Genomic DNA, 18003 nt, shown 5'->3' with positions numbered 1-18003 from the left:
TTGATGGCGGCCGCGACGGGCGTCATGCCCTCCTCGATGTGCCGGTAGATGTTCTCCAGCACGACGATGGCGTCGTCCACCACGAGGCCGATGGCGAGCACCATGGCGAGCAGGGTCAGCGTGTTCACGCTGAAGCCCATCGCATACATCAGCGTGAAGGTCGCGATGAGCGAGATCGGGATGGTGACGATCGGGATGATGGAGGCGCGCAGCGAGCGCAGGAAGAACAGGATGACCAGCACCACGAGGATGATGGCCTCGCCGATGGTGTGATAGACGGCCTTGATCGAGCGGTCGATGAAGACGGCGTTGTCGTTGGCCACCTCGGCGGTGACGCCCGGGGGCAGCGATTCGTTGACCGCCGGCAGAATGCCGCGCACCGCATTCGACACGTCGAGCGGGTTGGCCACCGCCTGCTTGACGATGCCGACCGTGATCGTCGGCTTGCCGTTGTAGCGGCCGTCGCGTCTCAGATCGGCGGCGCCGAGCTCGACGCGCGCCACCTCGCCCATCTTGACCTGATAGCCATCCGCCCGCTTGACCACGATGTTGCGGAATTGCTCCGCCGTGGTCAGCCCGGTGCGCGACAGCACCGTGAACTCGCGCATCTGGCTCTCGATGCGGCCGGACGGCAGCTCGACATTCTGGCTGCGCAGCGCGCTTTCGACATCCTGGATGGTGAGATTGTAGGCGGCGAGCCTCTCCCGGTCGATCCAGATGCGCATGGCATAGCGGCGCTCGCCGAAGATGGTGACGTCGGCGACGCCATTGAGGTTCTTGAACCGGTCGACCACGTAGCGGTTGACGTAGTCGGTCAGCTCGAGCGCATCCATCCGCTCGGCGATGAAGGAGATGTAGATGACCGGCTGGGCGTCGGCCTCGACCTTGGCGATGGTCGGCTCGTCGATCTCGTCCGGCAGGCGCCGGCGCACGCGGCTGACGCGGTCGCGCACGTCGCTGGCGGCGACGTCGACATCGACATCCGAGCGGAAGCGCACGGTGATGCGGCTCGATTCGGCCCGGCTCGTCGATTCGAGGACGTCGATGCCGGCGATGCCCGCGATCGAGCCCTCGAGCACCTGCGTCACCTGGCTCTCGATGATGGTCGCCGAGGCCCCGGGATAGCTCGTCGTCACGGAGACGACCGGCTCGTCCACGTTGGGATATTCGCGCACCGTCAGCCGGTCGTAGGAGACGATGCCGACGAGGATGAGGATGAGGCTGAGAACGGTGGCGAAGACCGGGCGGCGGATGCAGATCTCCGGCAGGCGCATCTGTGTTCCCTCAGCCCTGCGCGGCGGTCGAGGTCACGACCTCGACGTTGGCGCCGTCACGCAGCCGCTGCTGGCCGGCAGTGACGACCACCGCCCCCGGCTCGACCCCCTCGGCGATCTCGACGAGGCCGCCATAGCGGTTGCCGAGCGTCACGCGCGCCTCGACCGCCTTGCCGTCCTCGACGCGGAAGATGAAGGTATCCTGCCCGCGCGGCACGATGGCCTCCTCCGGCACGGTAACCACCTGCCGTTCCCGGCTGCCCTTGATGAGGATGCGCGCGAAGAGCCCGGGCCTCAGGGCCATGTCGCCGTTGGGCACGCGGGCCCGCACGCTGAGCGCACGGCCGTTGACGTCGACCAGCGGATCGATGGCCTCGATGATGCCCGTGAAGGTGCGGCCGGGGAAGGCGTCGACGCTCACCTCGACCGCCTGCCCCACCGCGATGTCGCCGAGGTGGATCTCCGGCACCTTGAAGTCGACGTTCAGGGCGTCGATCTTCTCGAGATTCACGAGCGGTTGGCCGGTCGTGACATAGGCGCCGACCGAGACGATGCGGATGCCGAGGATGCCCGGGAAGGGAGCGCGGATCGTGAGCTTGTCGAAACGGGCGCGGATGAGTGCCACGGCGGCCCGGGCCATGGCGAGGTTGGCCACCGCCTCGTCGTTCGCCCGCTGGGTAGTGTTGCCGGAGCGGGCCAGCGTGCTCGTGCGCTCGTAATTGGCGAGGGCAAGTTCGAGCTTGGCCTGCGCATCGTCCATCTCGGCCTGCGTCAGCGCGCCGTCGAGCTTGAAGAGGATGTCGCCCTCCTTGACGGCCTGGCCGTCGCTGAAGGCGATCGAGGAGATGCGGCCGGCGATCTCCGACGCGACCTTCACCGATTCGTCCGAGGCGAGGCTGCCGATGGAGCGGATGTCGGCGGTCGACGTGCCGGCCTTGGCCACCGCGGTCTCGACCGCGAGGGCCGGTGCACGGCGCGGGGTCGTCGCCTGGCCCTGCCCCTGCGCCGAGGCGTTCGACTGCAACGTGGTCCACAAGGCGTCGAACCGGCCCTGATTGAGCAGGTAGGCGCCGCCCCCGGCAGCCGCGAGCAATGCGATGGCGACAACGACCGATTTGCGCATACCGTCCTCTGACTTCGCCGGCCCATCGTCATGGAGCACAACGAGCTTGTCCCGGCATGTCGCGAACGCGCCCGGACGCTCCGTCCGGCGGCCCGAAAGTGGCCGAGCTCTTCCAGTTCAAAATTATACGCTAGCTATGTGGCGACTTGCAGAAAGCGGCAAATTAAATCTTCGTCATCAAAGAACCGGCAAGGCGCCGCGTGTCCGGCGGGCAAACGTTCACAGAGCGGACAGGAGATGCCCGCCGTCGACGGGAATGACCGCACCGGTCATGTAGGCCGAAGCGGACGACAGCAGCAGCAGCAGCACGGCGTCGAGGTCCTGCATGCGGCCGAAGCGCCTCTGCGGGATGCGCTTCACGAGCGTCGCCCCGGCCTCGCTCGTCAGGAAGTCGCGGTTGAGATCGGTCTCCACATAGCCCGGCGCCAGGGCATTGACGCGGATGCCGTAGCGCGCCCATTCGAGCGCCATCTGTTTGGTGAGCTGGATCAGCCCCGCCTTCGACGTCGCATAGGAGCCGACCTGCCCGCCCTGGCGCAGGCCGAGGATGGAGGCGACATTGACGATGGCTCCGTCGCCGCCGGCCGCGACCATCGCCCGCGCCACCTCGCAGGCGACGTGCCGTGCGCCGGTGAGATTGGTGTCGATGGTCGTTGCCCACGCCTCGGGCGCCTCGTCGAGCAGCGCCTGCGTGCGGGCGATGCCGGCATTGTTGACGAGCCCGTCGATGGTGCCGAAACGCGCGACCACGCGGGCGACGCCGTCGCGGACGGAGGCCACGTCCCTCACGTCCATCGCGACCGGCTCGGCCTCGCCGCCGGCCAGGCGGATCTCCTCCACCAGCGGCTCGAGCAGCTCATGCCGCCGGGCCGCGACCGCGACATGCATGCCGTGGCCAGCGAGCATGCGCGCGAAGTGGCGGCCGAGGCCGGACGAGGCGCCGGTGACGAGCACCACCTCGCCGGTAAGGTCGGCGAAGGGATTGAGAGCCCGCGGGCCGTTTTCGTCGAGCATCGCGCCATCCATCCACAACCCGGCCCGCATCGGGCGAACGACGGAACGCATGCGAGCATGCGCTCGCACCGGGCGCAAGGCCGGCGGCCAATCCGCCCCGGAACCGGTCAGCGCCGCTTGTCCGCCAGCCTCGCCGCCTCCGCCGCCGTCTCGCGCACCACGATCACCGTCGCATCGGCGTGGCGGACGACGCGGGCCGCGTTCGGCCCGAGGAAATAGTCGTCGATCTTGGGCCGCGCCGCGCTGATGACGACGAGGTCGATGTTCAGCTCGCGCGCATAGCGCAGGATGACCTCGTAGATGGTGCCGTGATCGACGATGTGGCGGTGGCGCACCTCTGCCGGGATGGTCTCCTTCGTGTAGGCGTGGAGGGCCGTGTTCGCCTCCTCCATCGCCCGGCGCACGTGGTCCTTCGGGAAGAAGCCGGAAACGATGCTCATGCCGAAGTCGGGCACCACGGTGAGTACGTGGACGGTGGCGCCGAAGGCCTTCGCCATGTCGACGGCCGTCTTTACCGCCTTGGTCTGGCTGTCGAGATGGGCGACGTCGATGGCGAGCAGGATGTTCTTGTACATGGGCTTCCTCCGGCTCAGGCGGGCGCGGTCGCGCCGACGGCCGTGCGCTGCCGGCGGCGCTGCAGGAGAACGACGAGGCCGATCAGCAGGAAGCCGGGGATCGTCATGAGCTGGCGATTCATGCGCTCGCGCTCGCGCTCCAGCTGCACGATGCGCACCGGCTGCTCGCCGTAGAAGTCGAAGTTCTTGAGGCTCTGGGCCGCCTGGCTCGTGGCGTCGAACGGCTCCTCCAGAGCGACCGCATCCCCCTCGACCTGGTAGAGGAGGCCCGTGTTCTGCTCGAGGCGTCCGCGCGGGTCGCCGGCCGTGGCGCCGAGGTCGAGCACGATGGTCTTCTGCGCGATCCGCCCGAGGCGGAAGTCGGGGCCTTCGACGGTGAGGCGCAGCGTGCCCTCCTCGGGCTCGGACGCCACCGCCTCCTCGATCCGCGCCGGCGCCAGCGTCTCATAGGGCGGCGAGATCTGGTCGAGGAAGAAGCCGGGGCGCAGCAGGAAGAAGGCGGCGATGAGCAGCACCGCCGATTCCCACACGCGCGAGCGCACGAGGAAGAAGTTCTGCGTCGCCGCGGCGAAGACGAGCATGGCGATCGTCGCCTTGAAGAATATCCAGATCGCGCCGGCCCACGACACGTCGATGAGCAGCAGGTCCGTGTTGAAGATGAAGATGAACGGCAGCAGCACCGTGCGCAGGCTGTAGAAGAAGGCCGTGACGCCGGTCCTGATGGGGTCGCCGCCCGAGACGGCGGCCGCGGCAAAGGAGGCGAGGCCGACGGGTGGCGTCACGTCCGCCATGATGCCGAAGTAGAAGACGAACAGATGCACGGCGATGAGCGGCACGAGGAAGCCGTTGGCCGCCCCGAGCTCCACGACGACCGGCGCCATCAGCGAGGAGACGACGATGTAGTTCGCCGTCGTCGGCAGGCCCATGCCGAGGATGAGGCTGATGACGGCCGTGAAGAAGAGGATGAGCAGGAGGTTGCCGCCGGAGATCAGCTCGACGAACTGCGCCATCACCTGGCCGATGCCGGTCAGCGTCACCGTGCCGACGATGATGCCGGCCGTCGCCGTGGCCGCGGCGATGCCGATCATGTTGCGGGCGCCGAGCACGAGCCCGCCGAAGAGGTCGCCCGCGCCCTCGCGCAGCGCGACGCCGACGTCGTGGCCACGCAGGCCGCGGAAGAGTGCCTTGAGCGGCTTCTGCGTGACGAGGATGAGGAGGAGCAACGCCACCGCCCAGAAGGCCGACAGGCCGGGCGACTTCTGCTCGATCATCAGGAACCAGACGAGGACGACGATCGGCAGGAGGTAGTGCAGGCCCGTCTTCAGCACCTCCTTGGCGAGCGGCAGCTCCACCACCCGGGCGTTCGGATCGTCGAGCTCGAGGTCCGGCGAGCGCGAGGCGTACCAGACGAGGCCGACATAGGCGGCGAGCAGCAGCAGGACGAGCAGCGAGGCCGACATGTCGGGCAGCAGCATCTGCACGCCGCGGATGACCCAGTAGATCACGCCGCAGAGGATGACGATCGAGCTCGCGGTGATGCCGGTGACGAGGGCCGATTGCCAGACGGTGCGCCGGATGCGCTTGGGCAGCGTCGGCATGTCGTGCTTCACCGCCTCGAGATGCACGAGGTAGAGCAGCGCGATGTAGGAGATGATGGCGGGCAGGAAGGCCGCCTTGATCACCTCGAGGTAGGAGATGCCGACGTATTCCACCATCAGGAAGGCCGCCGCGCCCATGACGGGCGGCATGATCTGGCCGTTGACCGAGCTCGCCACCTCGACCGAGCCGGCCTTCTCGGGTGTGAAGCCGACGCGCTTCATCAGCGGGATGGTGAAGGTGCCGGTCGTCACGACATTGGCGATGGAGGAACCGGAGATGAGGCCGGTCATCGCCGAGGCGAGGACGGCGGCCTTCGCCGGCCCGCCGCGCAGGTGGCCGAGCAGCGCGAAGGCGAGCTTGATGAAGTAGTTGCCGGCCCCCGCGCGGTCGAGCAGCGAGCCGAAGAGCACGAAGAGGAAGACGAAGGACGAGGACACGCCGAGCGCGATGCCGAAGACGCCCTCCGTCGACAGCCACATCTGGTCCATTGCCCTTGCGAAGGACGCGCCCTTCCAGCGGATCACGTCCGGCACGAAGACGCTCGAGCCGAAGAAGACGTAGAGCAGGAAGACGACCGCCACGACGACGAGCGGCAGGCCGAGCGCCCGGCGCGTCGCCTCAAGAAGCAGGACGAGGCCGGCGCCGGCCACGACGAGGTCCTGCGTCAGCGGGTTGCCCGGGCGGGTCGCGAGGGCCCCGTAGAACAGGAAGATGTAGGCGGCGCAGAAGGCGGCGAGGAGCGCCAGCAGCCAGTCCTGCACCGGGATGCGGTTGCGCGGGCTCGAAGGAAGCGCCGGAAAGGCGCAGAAGGCGAGGAAGAGCGCGAAGGCGAGATGGATCGAGCGCGTCTCGGTGTCGTTGAGGACGACGCGCAGGCCCGTCGCCGCCTGGGTGACGAAGGGCAGCGGCGAGGCGATCCAGATCTGGAACAGCGACCAGGCGAGCGCGACATAGAACAGCAACCGGCCGGCCATGCCGCCGGGATCGCGCGCCCCGGTGTCGGAGGACGCCACGAGATCCTGCAGCTCTTCGTCGCTCAGCGGCCGGCCCGCTTTCGGCTCTTCAGCCATGCTCATGCTCCCCCCGCAGTTGCGCTTGCCGGCTCGCCGGCGTGCCGCCCGGTATTCCCCGCGGCGGCGAAAAGCCGGGCGGCACGCGCGTGCCGCCCGGCTTCATCTTACATCAGGCCGGCTTCCTTGAAGTACTTCTCTGCACCGGGATGCAGCGGCGCCGACAGGCTCTGCTTGACCATCTCCTCCTTGGTCAGGCTGCCGAAGGCCGGATGCAGGCCCTTGAACTGGTCGAAGTTCTCGAAAACCGCCTTGGTGAACTCGTACACCACGTCCTCGGGCACCTTGGCGGAGGTCACGACCGTGGCGCCGACGCCGAAGGTCGTCGTGTCCTCGGCCGAGCCCGGATACATGCCACCCGGGATGGTCGCCATGCGATAGTAGGGGTTGTCGGCGACGAGCTTCTCGACCTCGGCGCCATCGACGTTGACGAGCACGCTCTCGCAGGACGAGGTCGCCTCCTGGATCGAGCCGTTCGGATGGCCGACGGTGTAGACGATGGCGTCCACCTTGTTGTCGCACAGCGCCTGGCTCTGCTCGGCCGGCTTCAGCTCCGAGGCCAGCGAGAAGTCGGAGGTCTTCCAGCCCTTGGCCTCGAGCAGCACCTCGGTCGTGGCGCGCTGGCCGGAACCGGGGTTGCCGATGTTGACGCGCTTGCCCTTGAGGTCGTCGAAGGACTTGGCGTTCGCGTCCTTGCGCGCCAGCACCGTGAAGGGCTCGGCGTGCAGCGAGAACACCGCGCGCAGGTCCTGGTCGGCGCCCTGGTCGGCGAAGTTGGCCTTGCCGTTGTACGCATTGAACTGCACGTCGGACTGCACGACGCCGAACTCGAGCTCGCCCGAGCGGATGGCGTTGACGTTGAACACGGAGCCGCCGGTCGATTCGACCGAGCAACGGATGCCGTGGTCCTTGCGCTTCTGGTTCATGAGCCGGCAGATGGCGCCGCCGGCCGGGTAATAGACGCCCGTGACGCCGCCCGTGCCGATGGAAATGAACTTCTGATCCTGGGCAGCGGCGCCGCCGGCGGCGGCAAGGCCGATGGCCCCCGCCGCAGCGGCCGTTGCGAAAATGGACAGGATACGCATGTCTGGACCTCCCTCTATGGTCAGATCATCCGGGGACCCTTGACGAGGCCCCGCTCATCGCCCCGGCCGGCACTGGCGGCAGGGGCGTGTGCCACAGGCGGCGCAGGTCGTCCGCGCTGGCGAGCGGACGGGCGCTGCCGGCAGCGGCCGCGACGGCCGCCGCGACGGTTTCGCCGTTATGGGGCGCGACGCGCCCGTCCGGCAATATCAGATTGTTCTCGAAGCCGATGCGCATATGCCCGCCGTGGACAACCGCGGCGGCGGCGCAGGCCGCCTCACGCCGGCCGAAGGCGCAGACCATGAACGGATGCCGCGCAAGGCCGGCGGCGAGGAAGGCGTCGAGATCGCCCGGCGCCGCCTCCCGCCCGGCATAGCTGCCGAGGACGGCGAGCACGTTCGGCCGCGGCGCATCGGGAATGATCCCCCGCGTCATGACATCGTCGAGCCGGGCGAGTTCCTCCGCGCTGTAGACGATGATCTGCGTCAGGACGGGCCGGGTGGCGAGCCGGGCGAAGAAGGCGGCAGCCGCAGCCTCGGCGGCCGCATCGGGAATGATCTCGCGCAGCGCGATCGAGACGCTCTCGGGCACGAGGTCGTCCACAAGCGCCATCTGCGCCGCCGGGGCATAGCGCCCGACGGCCTCGGTGGTGATCTGCACCGCCATGGCCTCGCCCACCTCGGCGCGCACGGCGCGCGTCGCCGCGCGGTAGAGATCCGCATCGAGGACGTGGCGCCCCTCGCCGTCGCGCACGTGGAGGTGGATCGCCGCGGCACCCGCCTCGCGGCAGCGGGCCGCCTCGCGGGCGAGTTCCGCGGCCGTCAGCGGCAGTGCCGGGTGATCGGCCTTGCCGCGCCGGGCGCCATTGGGCGCCACCATGACGGCGAAGGGAGCGGTCATGCACGCACCTCTGCGATGGCCCCGTCGACGGCAACCGCCAGCTTGTCGACGATCTCCTCGACCTGGGACGGCGTGATGATGAAGGGCGGTGCCAGCAGGATGTGGTCGCCGCTGACGCCATCGGCCGTGCCGCCGGCAGGATAGCACATCAGCCCGGCCTCCATGGCCTTGGCCTTGACCCGCGCATTGAGCCTGTGCTGCGCGGCGAAGGGCTGCTTCGTCTCACGATCGGCGACCAGCTCGACGCCGATGAAGAGCCCGCGGCCGCGGATGTCGCCGACATGGGCGTGCTGGGCGAATCGTTGTCCCAGCGCCTCGGCCAGTCGAATGCCCTGCTTGCGGCAGTTGTCCAGCAATCCCTCGGCCTCGATCGCCCGTTGCACGGCGAGCGCACCGGCACAGGCGCTCGCGTGGCCGATATAGGTGAAGCCGTGCTGGAAGCCCTCGGGCGATGCGGCAATCGTGTCGTAGATCGTGCTCGACATCAGGCAGGCGCCGATGGGCTGGTAGCCGGCGCCGAGGCCCTTGGCGCAGGTGACGATGTCGGGCGTGACGCCATCCTGCTCGCAGGCGAAGAGCGTGCTGGTGCGGCCCATGCCGCTCATCACCTCGTCGAGGATGAGCAGGATGCCGTAGCGGTCGCAGATCTCGCGGATGCGGCGGAAATAGCCGGGCGCCGGCGGCACGGCGCCCAGCGTCGCGCCCACCACCGTCTCGGCGACGAAGGCCATGACCGTCCCGGGGCCGAGGCGCAGGATCTCGGCCTCCAGCGCCGCCGCGGCGCGCTCGCCATAGGCCTCCTCGCTCTCGTCGTCGCGGCGGTGGCGATAGGCGTAGCAGGGCTCGATATGCGAAACCTCGATGAGCAGCGGCTCGTAGACGGCGCGACGGCCGGCATTGCCGCCGACGGCGAGCGCCCCGAGCGTGTTGCCGTGGTAGCTCTGCTGGCGGGCGATGATGCGCGAGCGCTCGCGCTCGCCCCTATTCCAGAAATATTGCCGCGCCAGCTTGAAGGCCGTCTCGTTGGCCTCGGAGCCGCCGGAGACGAAATAGACGTGGCTGATGCCGGCCGGCGCGCGCGACGTGAGATGCTCCGCCAGAGCCTCCGCAGGCTCGTTGGTGAAGAACGAGGTATGCGCATAGGGCAAGGCGTCGAGCTGGGCCTTGATGGCCTCGATGACCCCGCGGTGCGAATGGCCGAGGCAGGAGACGGCCGCGCCGCCGGAGGCGTCGAGATAACGGCGCCCGGCCGAATCGATGACGTAGGGCCCCTCGCCGGCGACGGCAACGGGCAGCGGATTGCGGGTCTGGCGGTGCAGGATGCGGGTCATGGTGCGTTCAACTCGTTGCGGAATGCAGGCTCATGTCGTCGGATTCGCTCCAGTAGGCTCCGGCCGACTGCAAGTGCTGTTCGCGGGCGGCGACGGCGGCAAGCGCCTCGGGCCCGAGCCGGGCCATGACGAGGGACACGAGCGCCTCGACCACGGCGACGGTGCCGACCTGCGACTGCAGCAGCGACACCCCGCCGTCCCCCACGAGGACCACATGGCCGGCGGCGCGGCCGAGCGGCGAGAGCGTGCTGTCGGTGATGGCGATGACCGTCAGCCCCTGGCGGCTCGCCTGCCGGGCGGCGAGCACGGTCTCCCGCGTCAGCGGCGCGACGCCCACGGCGACGAGCACGTCGCGCTCGTCGCAATGGTCGAGCGCATCGACGCCGAGCCCGCCGACGCCGGCGAGCGGCAGCACCCCCTCACGGAACAGCGCGAGCGAATAGGACAGGGCGAAGGCCGGCGGAAAGCTGCTGCGCAGGCCGACGACGGCGATGCGCCGGGCCGCGGCGAGGCGCTCCGCCACGGCGACGAGGGTCGCCGCCTGCGGCCCGGCGAGCGCCGCATCGACCGTCACATGCGCCGCAGCCTGCGTCGCGGCGACGAGCATCGCCGCATCGGAGCCGGCGCGCGCCACGATGGACTGCGCCCGCGCGGCGAAGGGGCCGATGGGACGCGCCTTCCACTGCGCGCGCAGGACATCGCGGAAATCCTCGTAACGCTCGTAGCCGAGCATGCGCACGAGACGCAGGAGCGAAGCGGGCGAGACACCGGCGGCCGCCGCGAGCTGGCGCATCGACATGAGGGCACCGTCGTCCGGGTGGCGCGTCAGGTGCTGGGCCGCCTTCCGCAGCTGCGGCGGCAGATCGTCGAACAGCCGTGCCAGTTGCCGGTCGATCGTGTCCACGGACGCCCCGATGCAGCCGATGAAGCAAACGTTTCATCATGCTCGCACCATAAAACATTTGCGTCAATACGCAGCACAGCCGATGCGCGGCAGTGGCCACGGAATTGTCGCGGGGCCCGGTTTGGCGCTACCGTCCGGCGCGGCCACCGGGCCGCGACGCGTCGCGGAGAGTGAGACAGCATGCGCAACCCCACCAGCCTGATCGACCGCATGCGCCTCGAACTGCCGGAGATGAACCGGGCCGACCGGGCGGTGGCGGACGTCATCCTGCACGACATCGATGCCGCGACGCGCCTCAGCACCAAGGAACTCGCCGGCAAGGCCGAGGTCAGCGAGCCGACGGTCATCCGCTTCGCGCGGCGCATGGGCTGCGAGGGCTTCACCGACTTCAAGATCCGCCTGGCGCAGGACTACGCCATCGGCCGCATGTATCTCGTCGCCGAGCGCTCGGTGCCGGCCGAGACCGGGCGCGAGGTGGCCGAGCACGTCTACGAGGCCACGGCCCAGGCGCTCGCCAGCGCCTTCGCGCAACGCGACCCGGTGGCGCTCGAGGCGGCGGTAGACGCGCTGGACAAGGCGCGCCGCGTCTTCTGCTTCGGCGTCGGCGGCAGCTCGGCCAACGTCGCCCAGGAGGCGGAGAACAGGCTGTTCCGGCTCGACCTTGCCGCCTCCGCCACGGCTGACCCCTACAAGCAGCGGATCATCGCGGCGACGGCGGGGCCGGGCGATGCCCTGCTCATCTTCTCCGTCACCGGCAAGCCGCGCTCGCTGGTCGACGCGGCGGAGATCGCCCGCGGCCTCGGCGCCGCCGTCGTCTCGGTGACGGCGCCCGGAACGCCGCTCGCCGATCATTCGACACTCGTCGTCCCCCTCATCGCCTTCGACGAGGAGAAGTTCTTCTACATGCCGAACCGCGGCCGCTACGGGCAGCTCTTCGTGCTCGACTGCCTGGCGACGCTGATCGGCGCGCGGCGCATGAAGAGCGTCGCCAAGAAGCTCTGGCGCGCCCGCATGACGCTCGTGGACCTGCACGGCTCGACCGAGAGCCAGCCGGTCGGCGACTGAGCACCGCGAGGCGCCTTCCGCCTTGACGGCCCACAAACCGCCGGCAGGTCCGCTCCCCTCGGCGCCGTCATGCCTGCGCTTGTCGCGGGCATCCACGCCTTGTAACGAGGGCAACGTCAAAGGCGTGGATGGCCCGGGACGAGCCCGGCCATGACGAGGGGATGCGCGCTCCGCAGCCCGGCCAGTCGCGGCACGGCGGCAGAGAGTTGCGATAGGTAGTGAAATTACATTCACCCTCCTCGCGCACATAAGCAGAAAATTACAGACAACTCGGCCGCGAAATCCTCAGAACGGAAAAAATTTCTTATTTTGCGGGCGATTGCACCCGATTTTCCCGCACGTCGAGATGCACCCGCCAGTCACGACACCGAGCCAGCGAGGGTCTTTCGGCCCCTCCTCCTGGTTGACACGTTCGTAATAAAACTACATCATCCGCTCATTCCAATTCCAGACTGGCGAATGCGAAGCATGCAGCGCTCCGACAAGACCATCGTTTCCTTCCGTTTCGACGAAGTCGTCGTCCCCGCCCACCCGGGCGTGATCAATTCGGAGAGCCTCGCAAAGCCGCTCCACATGCTGCCGGTCGGCGGCAAGGCGGCGTGGAGCACGCAGTTCGACGAACTGCCCAAGCTCATCGTGCGCATGACGCTCGCCGACGGCACGGTCGGGCTTGGCGAATTCTACCGCGACCATGAGTGGCCGCGCATCGAGGCGATCTGCGCCAATCTCCTCGGCACCTCGATCCTCGATCTTCCCCTGCAGGACCTGCCGCTGCCGCTCTGCCGCGAATACGACGGCTTCGAATGCGCCATCTGGGACGCTTATGCGAAATCGCTCGGCGTGCCGATGCACGCGCTCCTCGGCGGCGCTATCCGTGACCGGGTCGCCGTCAGCGCCTGGTCGAGCCACCGCACGCAGGAGGAGGTCGGCCCCTGGGTGCGCCGCTATTGGGAGCAGGGCTACAAGGTCATCAAGTTCAAGTGCGACCTGGAGGACGACGTCGCCGGCTGGTGCGCGCGCATCAAGGAGCACGCGCCGGGCATGAAGGTGCTGTTCGACCCGAACCAGCGCTGGGAAAATTCCGGCAACGCACGGCGCATCATCCGCGAGCTCGAGGCCGTCGGCAACGTGCTGCTGCTCGAGGACCCGCTGCCGCGCTGGATGCTGCTCGACTTCGCGGAGCTGCGGCGCTTCTCCTCGATCCCGATCGTGCTGCACGTCTCCCTGCCCTATGTCTATCAGGGCCAGCGGCCGCACGACGCCATCAACGCCATCGCCCACAATGCCGTCGACGGCTTCAACTTCAACGGCGGCCTCGCCAAGTTCCAGGCGCTCGACCACATCGCCGCGACGGCCGGCCTCTATTGCTGGCACGGCTCGGAGGTGGACCTCGGCATCCTGGAAGCCATGTACGTGCACCAGTCGGCGGCGGCGAAGAGCTGCGTGTGGCCGGGCGACATCTTCGGGCGCATGATCCGCACGCACGATCTGCTCGAGAAGCCGCTCGCCTTCGAGCCGCCGTTCGTGCGCATCCCGAACGATGGCCCGGGCCTCGGCGTGAAGCTGGACGAGGCGGCGCTCGCGCGCTTCCGCACCGCCGAACGCACCATCTCCTGAGGGCGGCCGATGCGCTGGGAAAAGTTCACGACGAACGAGATCGCCGGGCTCGACCGGTCGATCCCCGTCGTCCTCAACATCGCCGCCATCGAGCAGCACGGCCCGCACCTGCCGCTCGACACGGATGCCAAGATCGGCGCCCATTTCCTCGCCCGGCTCGACGAGGCGCTGGGCGAGAAGGTGCTGATCCTGCCGCAGGTCAAGGTGTGCTGCTCCGAGCACCACATGGAATTCGCCGGCACGCTCAGCATCCGCCACGAGACGTTCCTCGCCTATGTCGGCGACATCATCGAGAGCGTCGTGCGGCACGGCTTCCGCAACCTCGTGCTGTTCAACAGCCACGGCGGCAACCAGGCCATCGGCCAGGTGCTGCTGGAGAGCTTCGGCGCCCGGCACCGCGACTGCCGCATCGCCATGCTGACCTGGTGGCGGCTCGCCGCGCCCGAGCTCGAAAAGATCCGCGAGAGCGATTTCGCCGGCATCAACCATGCCTGCGAGTTCGAGACCTCGCTGATGCTCCATGCCGTGCCCGACAGCGTGCGGCGTGCGCTCGTCGGCGGCATGAGCTACGTGGCCACGCACGACTGGGCCCAGGCCGACATGATCCGCGGCAGCCGCGGGGCCATGTTCCGCTCCATGCACGAGATGTCGCATGGCACCGGCGTCGTGGGCGATCCGTCGAAGGCAACCGCAGAGAAAGGCGAGAGGATCACCGCAGCCGTGGTGAACCAACTCGTCCACGTCGTCTCGACGCTCAACGAGGCGCGCTGAACGCGCAAAGTTCAATCGGCAACCAACAGAGGGGTGTGCCACATGTTCAGAAAGCTGGTCCTGGCGGGGCTCGCGGCGACGAGCCTCTCCTTCGCCACGGTGGTCCCGGGCCTCGCCCAGGAGCGCGGCGGCGTCGTCAACGTCGCCATGATCGGGGAGCTCGCCTCGCTCGATCCGACCGTCGCGACGGGCGACCTTCTCGGCACCGTCACGCAGCACTTCTTCGAGACGCTGTTCACCTTCGACAAGGAGTGGAACATCGCGCCGCTCCTGGCGGAGAAACTGCCGGAGGTGTCGGCCGACGGGCGCGTCTACACCATCAGCCTGCGCAAGGGCGTCAAGTTCCACGACGGCAGCGAGATGACGGCCAAGGACGTCGTCGCCTCCCTGCACCGCTGGCTGGAGCTCGCCTCGCGCGGCAAGCTGGTGCAGCCGAATCTCGCCGGCCTCGAGGCGATCGACGACCGTACCGTCCGTCTCAGCCTGAAGGAGCCGTTCGCGCCGCTCGCCGCGCTGCTCGCCTTCAACAATTCCGCGGCGATCATCTTGCCGGCCGGCAAGATGGACAACCCGCTCAAGGAATACGTCGGCACCGGCCCCTACATGCTCAAGGAGCGCAAGGCCGACCAGTACATCCAGCTCGTGCGCTTCGACGGCTATACGCCGCGCGAGGGTGACCCGAACGGCTTCGGCGGCGCGCGCAAGCAGTACCTCGACGAGATCCGCTTCGTGCCGGTGCCGGATGCCAACACGCGCGTCGAGGGCGCCATCGCCGGCCAGTACGACTACGCCGACCTCCTCCCCGTCGAGGCCTACGACCGCCTCAACGGCCAGGACAAGACCGAGCCGCTCCTGCTGAAGTCCTTCGGCTGGCCCATGTTCATCATGAACAACAAGCAGGGCATGATGACGAAGCTGGAGATGCGCAAGGCCGTGCAAGCCGCGCTCAACGCTGAGGACATGCTCGCGGCCGCCTTCGGCAAGCCGGAGTTCTACACCGTCGACGGCGCGCTCTACCCGGAGGGCTATCCGTGGCGCACGGACGCCGGCACCGAGGCCTACAACCTGGGCGATCCGGAAAAGGCCAAGGAGCTCGCCAAGGCCGCCGGCTACGACGGTAAGCAGCCGATCCGCATCCTGACCAGCCGCCAATATGAGTTCCACTACAAGATGGCGCAGGTCGCGGCGGAATATCTGAAGGCGGCCGACCTCGCCGTCGAGCTGCAGGTGGTCGACTGGGCGACGCTGGTGCAGCGGCGCGCGGACCCGGCCCTGTGGGACATCTTCATCACCCACAGCCCGTTCCTGCCCGATCCGGCGCTCATCGCGCCGCTGCCGGCGACCTATCCGGGCTGGTGGGACAATCCCGAGAAGGAAAAGCTGCTCGTCGCCCTCAACGCCGAGCTCGACCAGACGAAGCGCGTCGCGCTCTTCGCCGACCTGCAGAAGCTGCTCTACGAGCAGGCTCCCCTCTACAAGGTCGGCGACTTCAGCGCCCTCTCGGCCAAGTCGCCGAAGCTGAAGGGCTACGACGCCTCGCCCTGGCCGTACTTCTGGAACGCCTACCTGGACAAGTGAGGCTGAGGCCAGAGGTTGAGCTGGCGCAGGCCGGCGGTGCGCTCCTCTTCTCCCTCCCCCCACGAAGTGGCGGGGAGGGGCGGGGTGGGGGGCGGTGCAGCAGGCAGGCGCTGTCCGACCATGTCGGTCAGTACAGTATCAACTGGCACGGTTCGCAGGCGGCACCGCCCCCACCCCTCCCCGCCGCAAGCGGGGGGAGGTGAACCGGGCGTGCTCGACTGGTTCCGCCCACTGCAGAAACGCCATAGTCTTTTGTCCCGGGATTGTGATGCCGCTCATCTCCCGGCAGCGAGTGGAGCGATGACCCGCTACATCCTGCAGCGCCTTCTCGGCATGCTCGCCGTGATGTTCACGGTGGTGACGATCGTCTTCATCATCGTGCGCATCGCCCCGGGCGATCCGGCCGCCGTCATGCTGGGGCCGGACGCGACGCCGGCCGACATCGCCGCGCTGCGCACCCGCCTCGGGCTCGATCAGCCGCTCGTGGTGCAGTATCTCTTCTTCCTCGGCCAGCTCATCAAGGGCGACCTCGGCCAGTCGATCTTCCTCGACATGCCGGTGACGCGGGCGCTCGCCGAACGGGCCGAGCCCACCTTCTTCCTGACGCTGTTCTCGATCCTCATCGCCAGCGCCATCGCGCTGCCGGTCGGCATCCTCTCCGCCTACAAGCGCGGCACCCTGTTCGACCAGACGGTGACGACCTTCGCCATGTTCGCGGCGAGCATCCCGAGCTTCTGGCTCGGCCTCGTGCTCATCCAGGTCTTCGCGGTTCGGCTCGGCTGGTTCCCGGTCGCGGGCTACGGCGGGCCCGATGCGTCCTTCCTCACGCGCCTGTCACATCTCGTGCTGCCGGCGGTGGCGCTCGGCGTCGTCTCCTCGGCGCTGATCACACGCTTCACCCGCGCCTCGATGCTCGACGTGCTCAACGACGACTACGTGCGCACCGCCCGCTCCAAGGGCATGGGCGAGTTCCGCGTCGTCATGAAGCACGCCTTCAAGAACGCGCTCATCCCCGTACTCACGGTCATCGGCCTCACCGCCGCCCTCCTCGTCTCCGGCGCCGTGGTGACGGAGACGGTGTTCAGCCTGCCGGGCGTCGGCAACCTCGTCGTCTCGGCGGTGCTCCGGCGCGACTATCCCGTCATCCAGGGCGCGCTCCTCGTCATCGCAGCGATCTACGTGCTGATCAATTTCGGCATCGACATGCTCTACATCCTCATCGATCCGCGGGTGCGCTACTGATGGCCGCCGTCAGCATCGCCCCCGCGCCGCGCATCACGACGCTCATCCTGCAGCGCAAGACGCTGGCGATCGGCCTTGCCGTCATCCTCGCCATCGCGCTCTTCGCCCTGCTCGCACCGCTGATCGCGCCCTATGCGCCGAACAAGCTGTCGATCTTCAACCGCCTCAAGCCGCCGAGCGGCACCTATTTCTTCGGCACCGACGAGTTCGGCCGCGACATCTTCAGCCGCACGATCTACGCCGGGCGCCTGTCGCTGACGGTGGGCGCGGCCGCGACGGTGTTCGCCGGGGTCATCGGCATCACGCTCGGCCTCGTCGCCGGCTTCTTCCGCCGCGCGGACACCGTGATCGCGCGCATCGTCGATGCGATGATGGCCTTCCCGGACATCCTGCTCGCCATCGCGCTCGTTGCCGCGCTCGGGCCGTCGCTCGCCACCGTCATCGTGGCGCTCGGCATCGTCTATGCGCCGCGCCTTGCCCGCATCGTTCGCGCCTCGACGCTGGTGATCCGGGAGCTTCCTTACGTGGAGGCGGCGCGGGCGCTCGGCGTGCCGACGTGGCGCATCATGACGCGCCACGTGCTGCGCAACCTCGTCTCGCCCATCCTGGTGCAGGCGACCTTCATCTTCGCCTATGCCATGCTGGCGGAGGCGAGCCTTTCCTTCCTCGGCGTCGGCGTCAGCCCCGAGATCCCGACCTGGGGCACGATGATCGCCTCCGGCCGGCAATATGTCGGACAGGCCGACTGGATGACGATCTTCCCCGGCGTCGCCATCATCCTGTCCGTCCTGTCGCTGCAGCTCGTCGGCGACGGCCTGCGCGACCTCCTCGACCCGCGCCTTCGAAAGGACCTCTGA

General features: G+C 68.5%; 15 protein-coding genes (1 of these 15 cut by a window edge). 6 read left to right on the top strand and 9 right to left on the bottom strand.

What is annotated here, in order from left to right; genetic code table 11:
• The 9 genes from AL346_RS09945 to AL346_RS09905 all read right to left on the bottom strand — a co-directional run.
• Nucleotides 1–1274: the 5' portion of an efflux RND transporter permease subunit gene (locus AL346_RS09945; RefSeq protein ID WP_019401389.1), read on the bottom strand. The gene continues 1801 nt to the left of window position 1, outside the view; 1274 of the gene's 3075 nt are visible here — the first part of the coding sequence; it begins with the start codon at nt 1272–1274; its stop codon lies off the left edge, out of view.
• Between the two features lie 10 nt (nt 1275–1284).
• Nucleotides 1285–2397, bottom strand: a complete 1113-nt coding sequence (locus tag AL346_RS09940) for an efflux RND transporter periplasmic adaptor subunit (RefSeq protein WP_019401388.1) — start codon at nt 2395–2397, stop codon at nt 1285–1287.
• 219 nt (nt 2398–2616) lie between these two features.
• Nucleotides 2617–3411 (bottom strand): SDR family NAD(P)-dependent oxidoreductase, encoded by a 795-nt coding sequence (locus AL346_RS09935; RefSeq protein ID WP_019401387.1) that lies wholly within the window; start codon nt 3409–3411, stop codon nt 2617–2619.
• A 107-nt stretch (nt 3412–3518) separates the two neighbouring features.
• Nucleotides 3519–3986, bottom strand: a complete 468-nt coding sequence (locus AL346_RS09930) for a universal stress protein (RefSeq protein ID WP_019401386.1) — start codon at nt 3984–3986, stop codon at nt 3519–3521.
• 14 nt (nt 3987–4000) lie between these two features.
• On the bottom strand, nt 4001–6655 hold the full coding sequence (locus AL346_RS09925; protein WP_019401385.1) for a TRAP transporter permease: 2655 nt from the start codon (nt 6653–6655) through the stop codon (nt 4001–4003).
• 107 nt (nt 6656–6762) lie between these two features.
• Nucleotides 6763–7740 (bottom strand): TAXI family TRAP transporter solute-binding subunit, encoded by a 978-nt coding sequence (locus AL346_RS09920; protein ID WP_019401384.1) that lies wholly within the window; start codon nt 7738–7740, stop codon nt 6763–6765.
• 25 nt (nt 7741–7765) lie between these two features.
• Complete coding sequence (locus AL346_RS09915) at nt 7766–8638, bottom strand: 3-keto-5-aminohexanoate cleavage protein (RefSeq protein ID WP_019401383.1); 873 nt, start codon at nt 8636–8638, stop codon at nt 7766–7768.
• Nucleotides 8635–9969, bottom strand: a complete 1335-nt coding sequence (locus AL346_RS09910; protein ID WP_053193604.1) for an aspartate aminotransferase family protein — start codon at nt 9967–9969, stop codon at nt 8635–8637. The genes AL346_RS09915 and AL346_RS09910 overlap by 4 nt, the downstream gene beginning before the upstream one ends.
• Before the next feature lie 7 nt (nt 9970–9976).
• On the bottom strand, nt 9977–10873 hold the full coding sequence (locus AL346_RS09905) for a MurR/RpiR family transcriptional regulator (RefSeq protein WP_019401381.1): 897 nt from the start codon (nt 10871–10873) through the stop codon (nt 9977–9979).
• A 180-nt stretch (nt 10874–11053) separates the two neighbouring features.
• On the opposite strand from AL346_RS09905, the gene AL346_RS09900 reads away from it, so the two are divergent.
• From AL346_RS09900 to AL346_RS09875, 6 genes are all read left to right on the top strand, one after another.
• On the top strand, nt 11054–11938 hold the full coding sequence (locus tag AL346_RS09900) for a MurR/RpiR family transcriptional regulator (RefSeq protein WP_019401380.1): 885 nt from the start codon (nt 11054–11056) through the stop codon (nt 11936–11938).
• Nucleotides 11939–12406: 468 nt separating this feature from the next.
• Complete coding sequence (locus tag AL346_RS09895; protein ID WP_053193601.1) at nt 12407–13555, top strand: mandelate racemase/muconate lactonizing enzyme family protein; 1149 nt, start codon at nt 12407–12409, stop codon at nt 13553–13555.
• 9 nt (nt 13556–13564) lie between these two features.
• Nucleotides 13565–14326 (top strand): creatininase family protein, encoded by a 762-nt coding sequence (locus AL346_RS09890; protein ID WP_019401378.1) that lies wholly within the window; start codon nt 13565–13567, stop codon nt 14324–14326.
• 42 nt (nt 14327–14368) lie between these two features.
• Nucleotides 14369–15904 carry an ABC transporter substrate-binding protein gene (locus AL346_RS09885; protein WP_019401377.1) on the top strand — a complete coding sequence of 512 codons (1536 nt, stop codon included), beginning with the start codon at nt 14369–14371 and terminating at the stop codon, nt 15902–15904.
• A gap of 300 nt (nt 15905–16204) precedes the next feature.
• Nucleotides 16205–17146, top strand: coding sequence for an ABC transporter permease (locus AL346_RS09880; protein ID WP_019404442.1), 942 nt, complete (start codon nt 16205–16207; stop codon nt 17144–17146).
• A complete protein-coding gene (locus AL346_RS09875; protein ID WP_019404443.1) occupies nt 17146–18003 on the top strand; it encodes an ABC transporter permease in 858 nt (285 codons plus the stop codon). The genes AL346_RS09880 and AL346_RS09875 overlap by 1 nt, the downstream gene beginning before the upstream one ends.

This window comes from Chelatococcus sp. CO-6, from assembly GCF_001271345.1.
GTDB classification, from domain to species: domain Bacteria; phylum Pseudomonadota; class Alphaproteobacteria; order Rhizobiales; family Beijerinckiaceae; genus Chelatococcus_A; species Chelatococcus_A caeni.
This window is presented reverse-complemented; position numbering and strand designations above follow the sequence as displayed.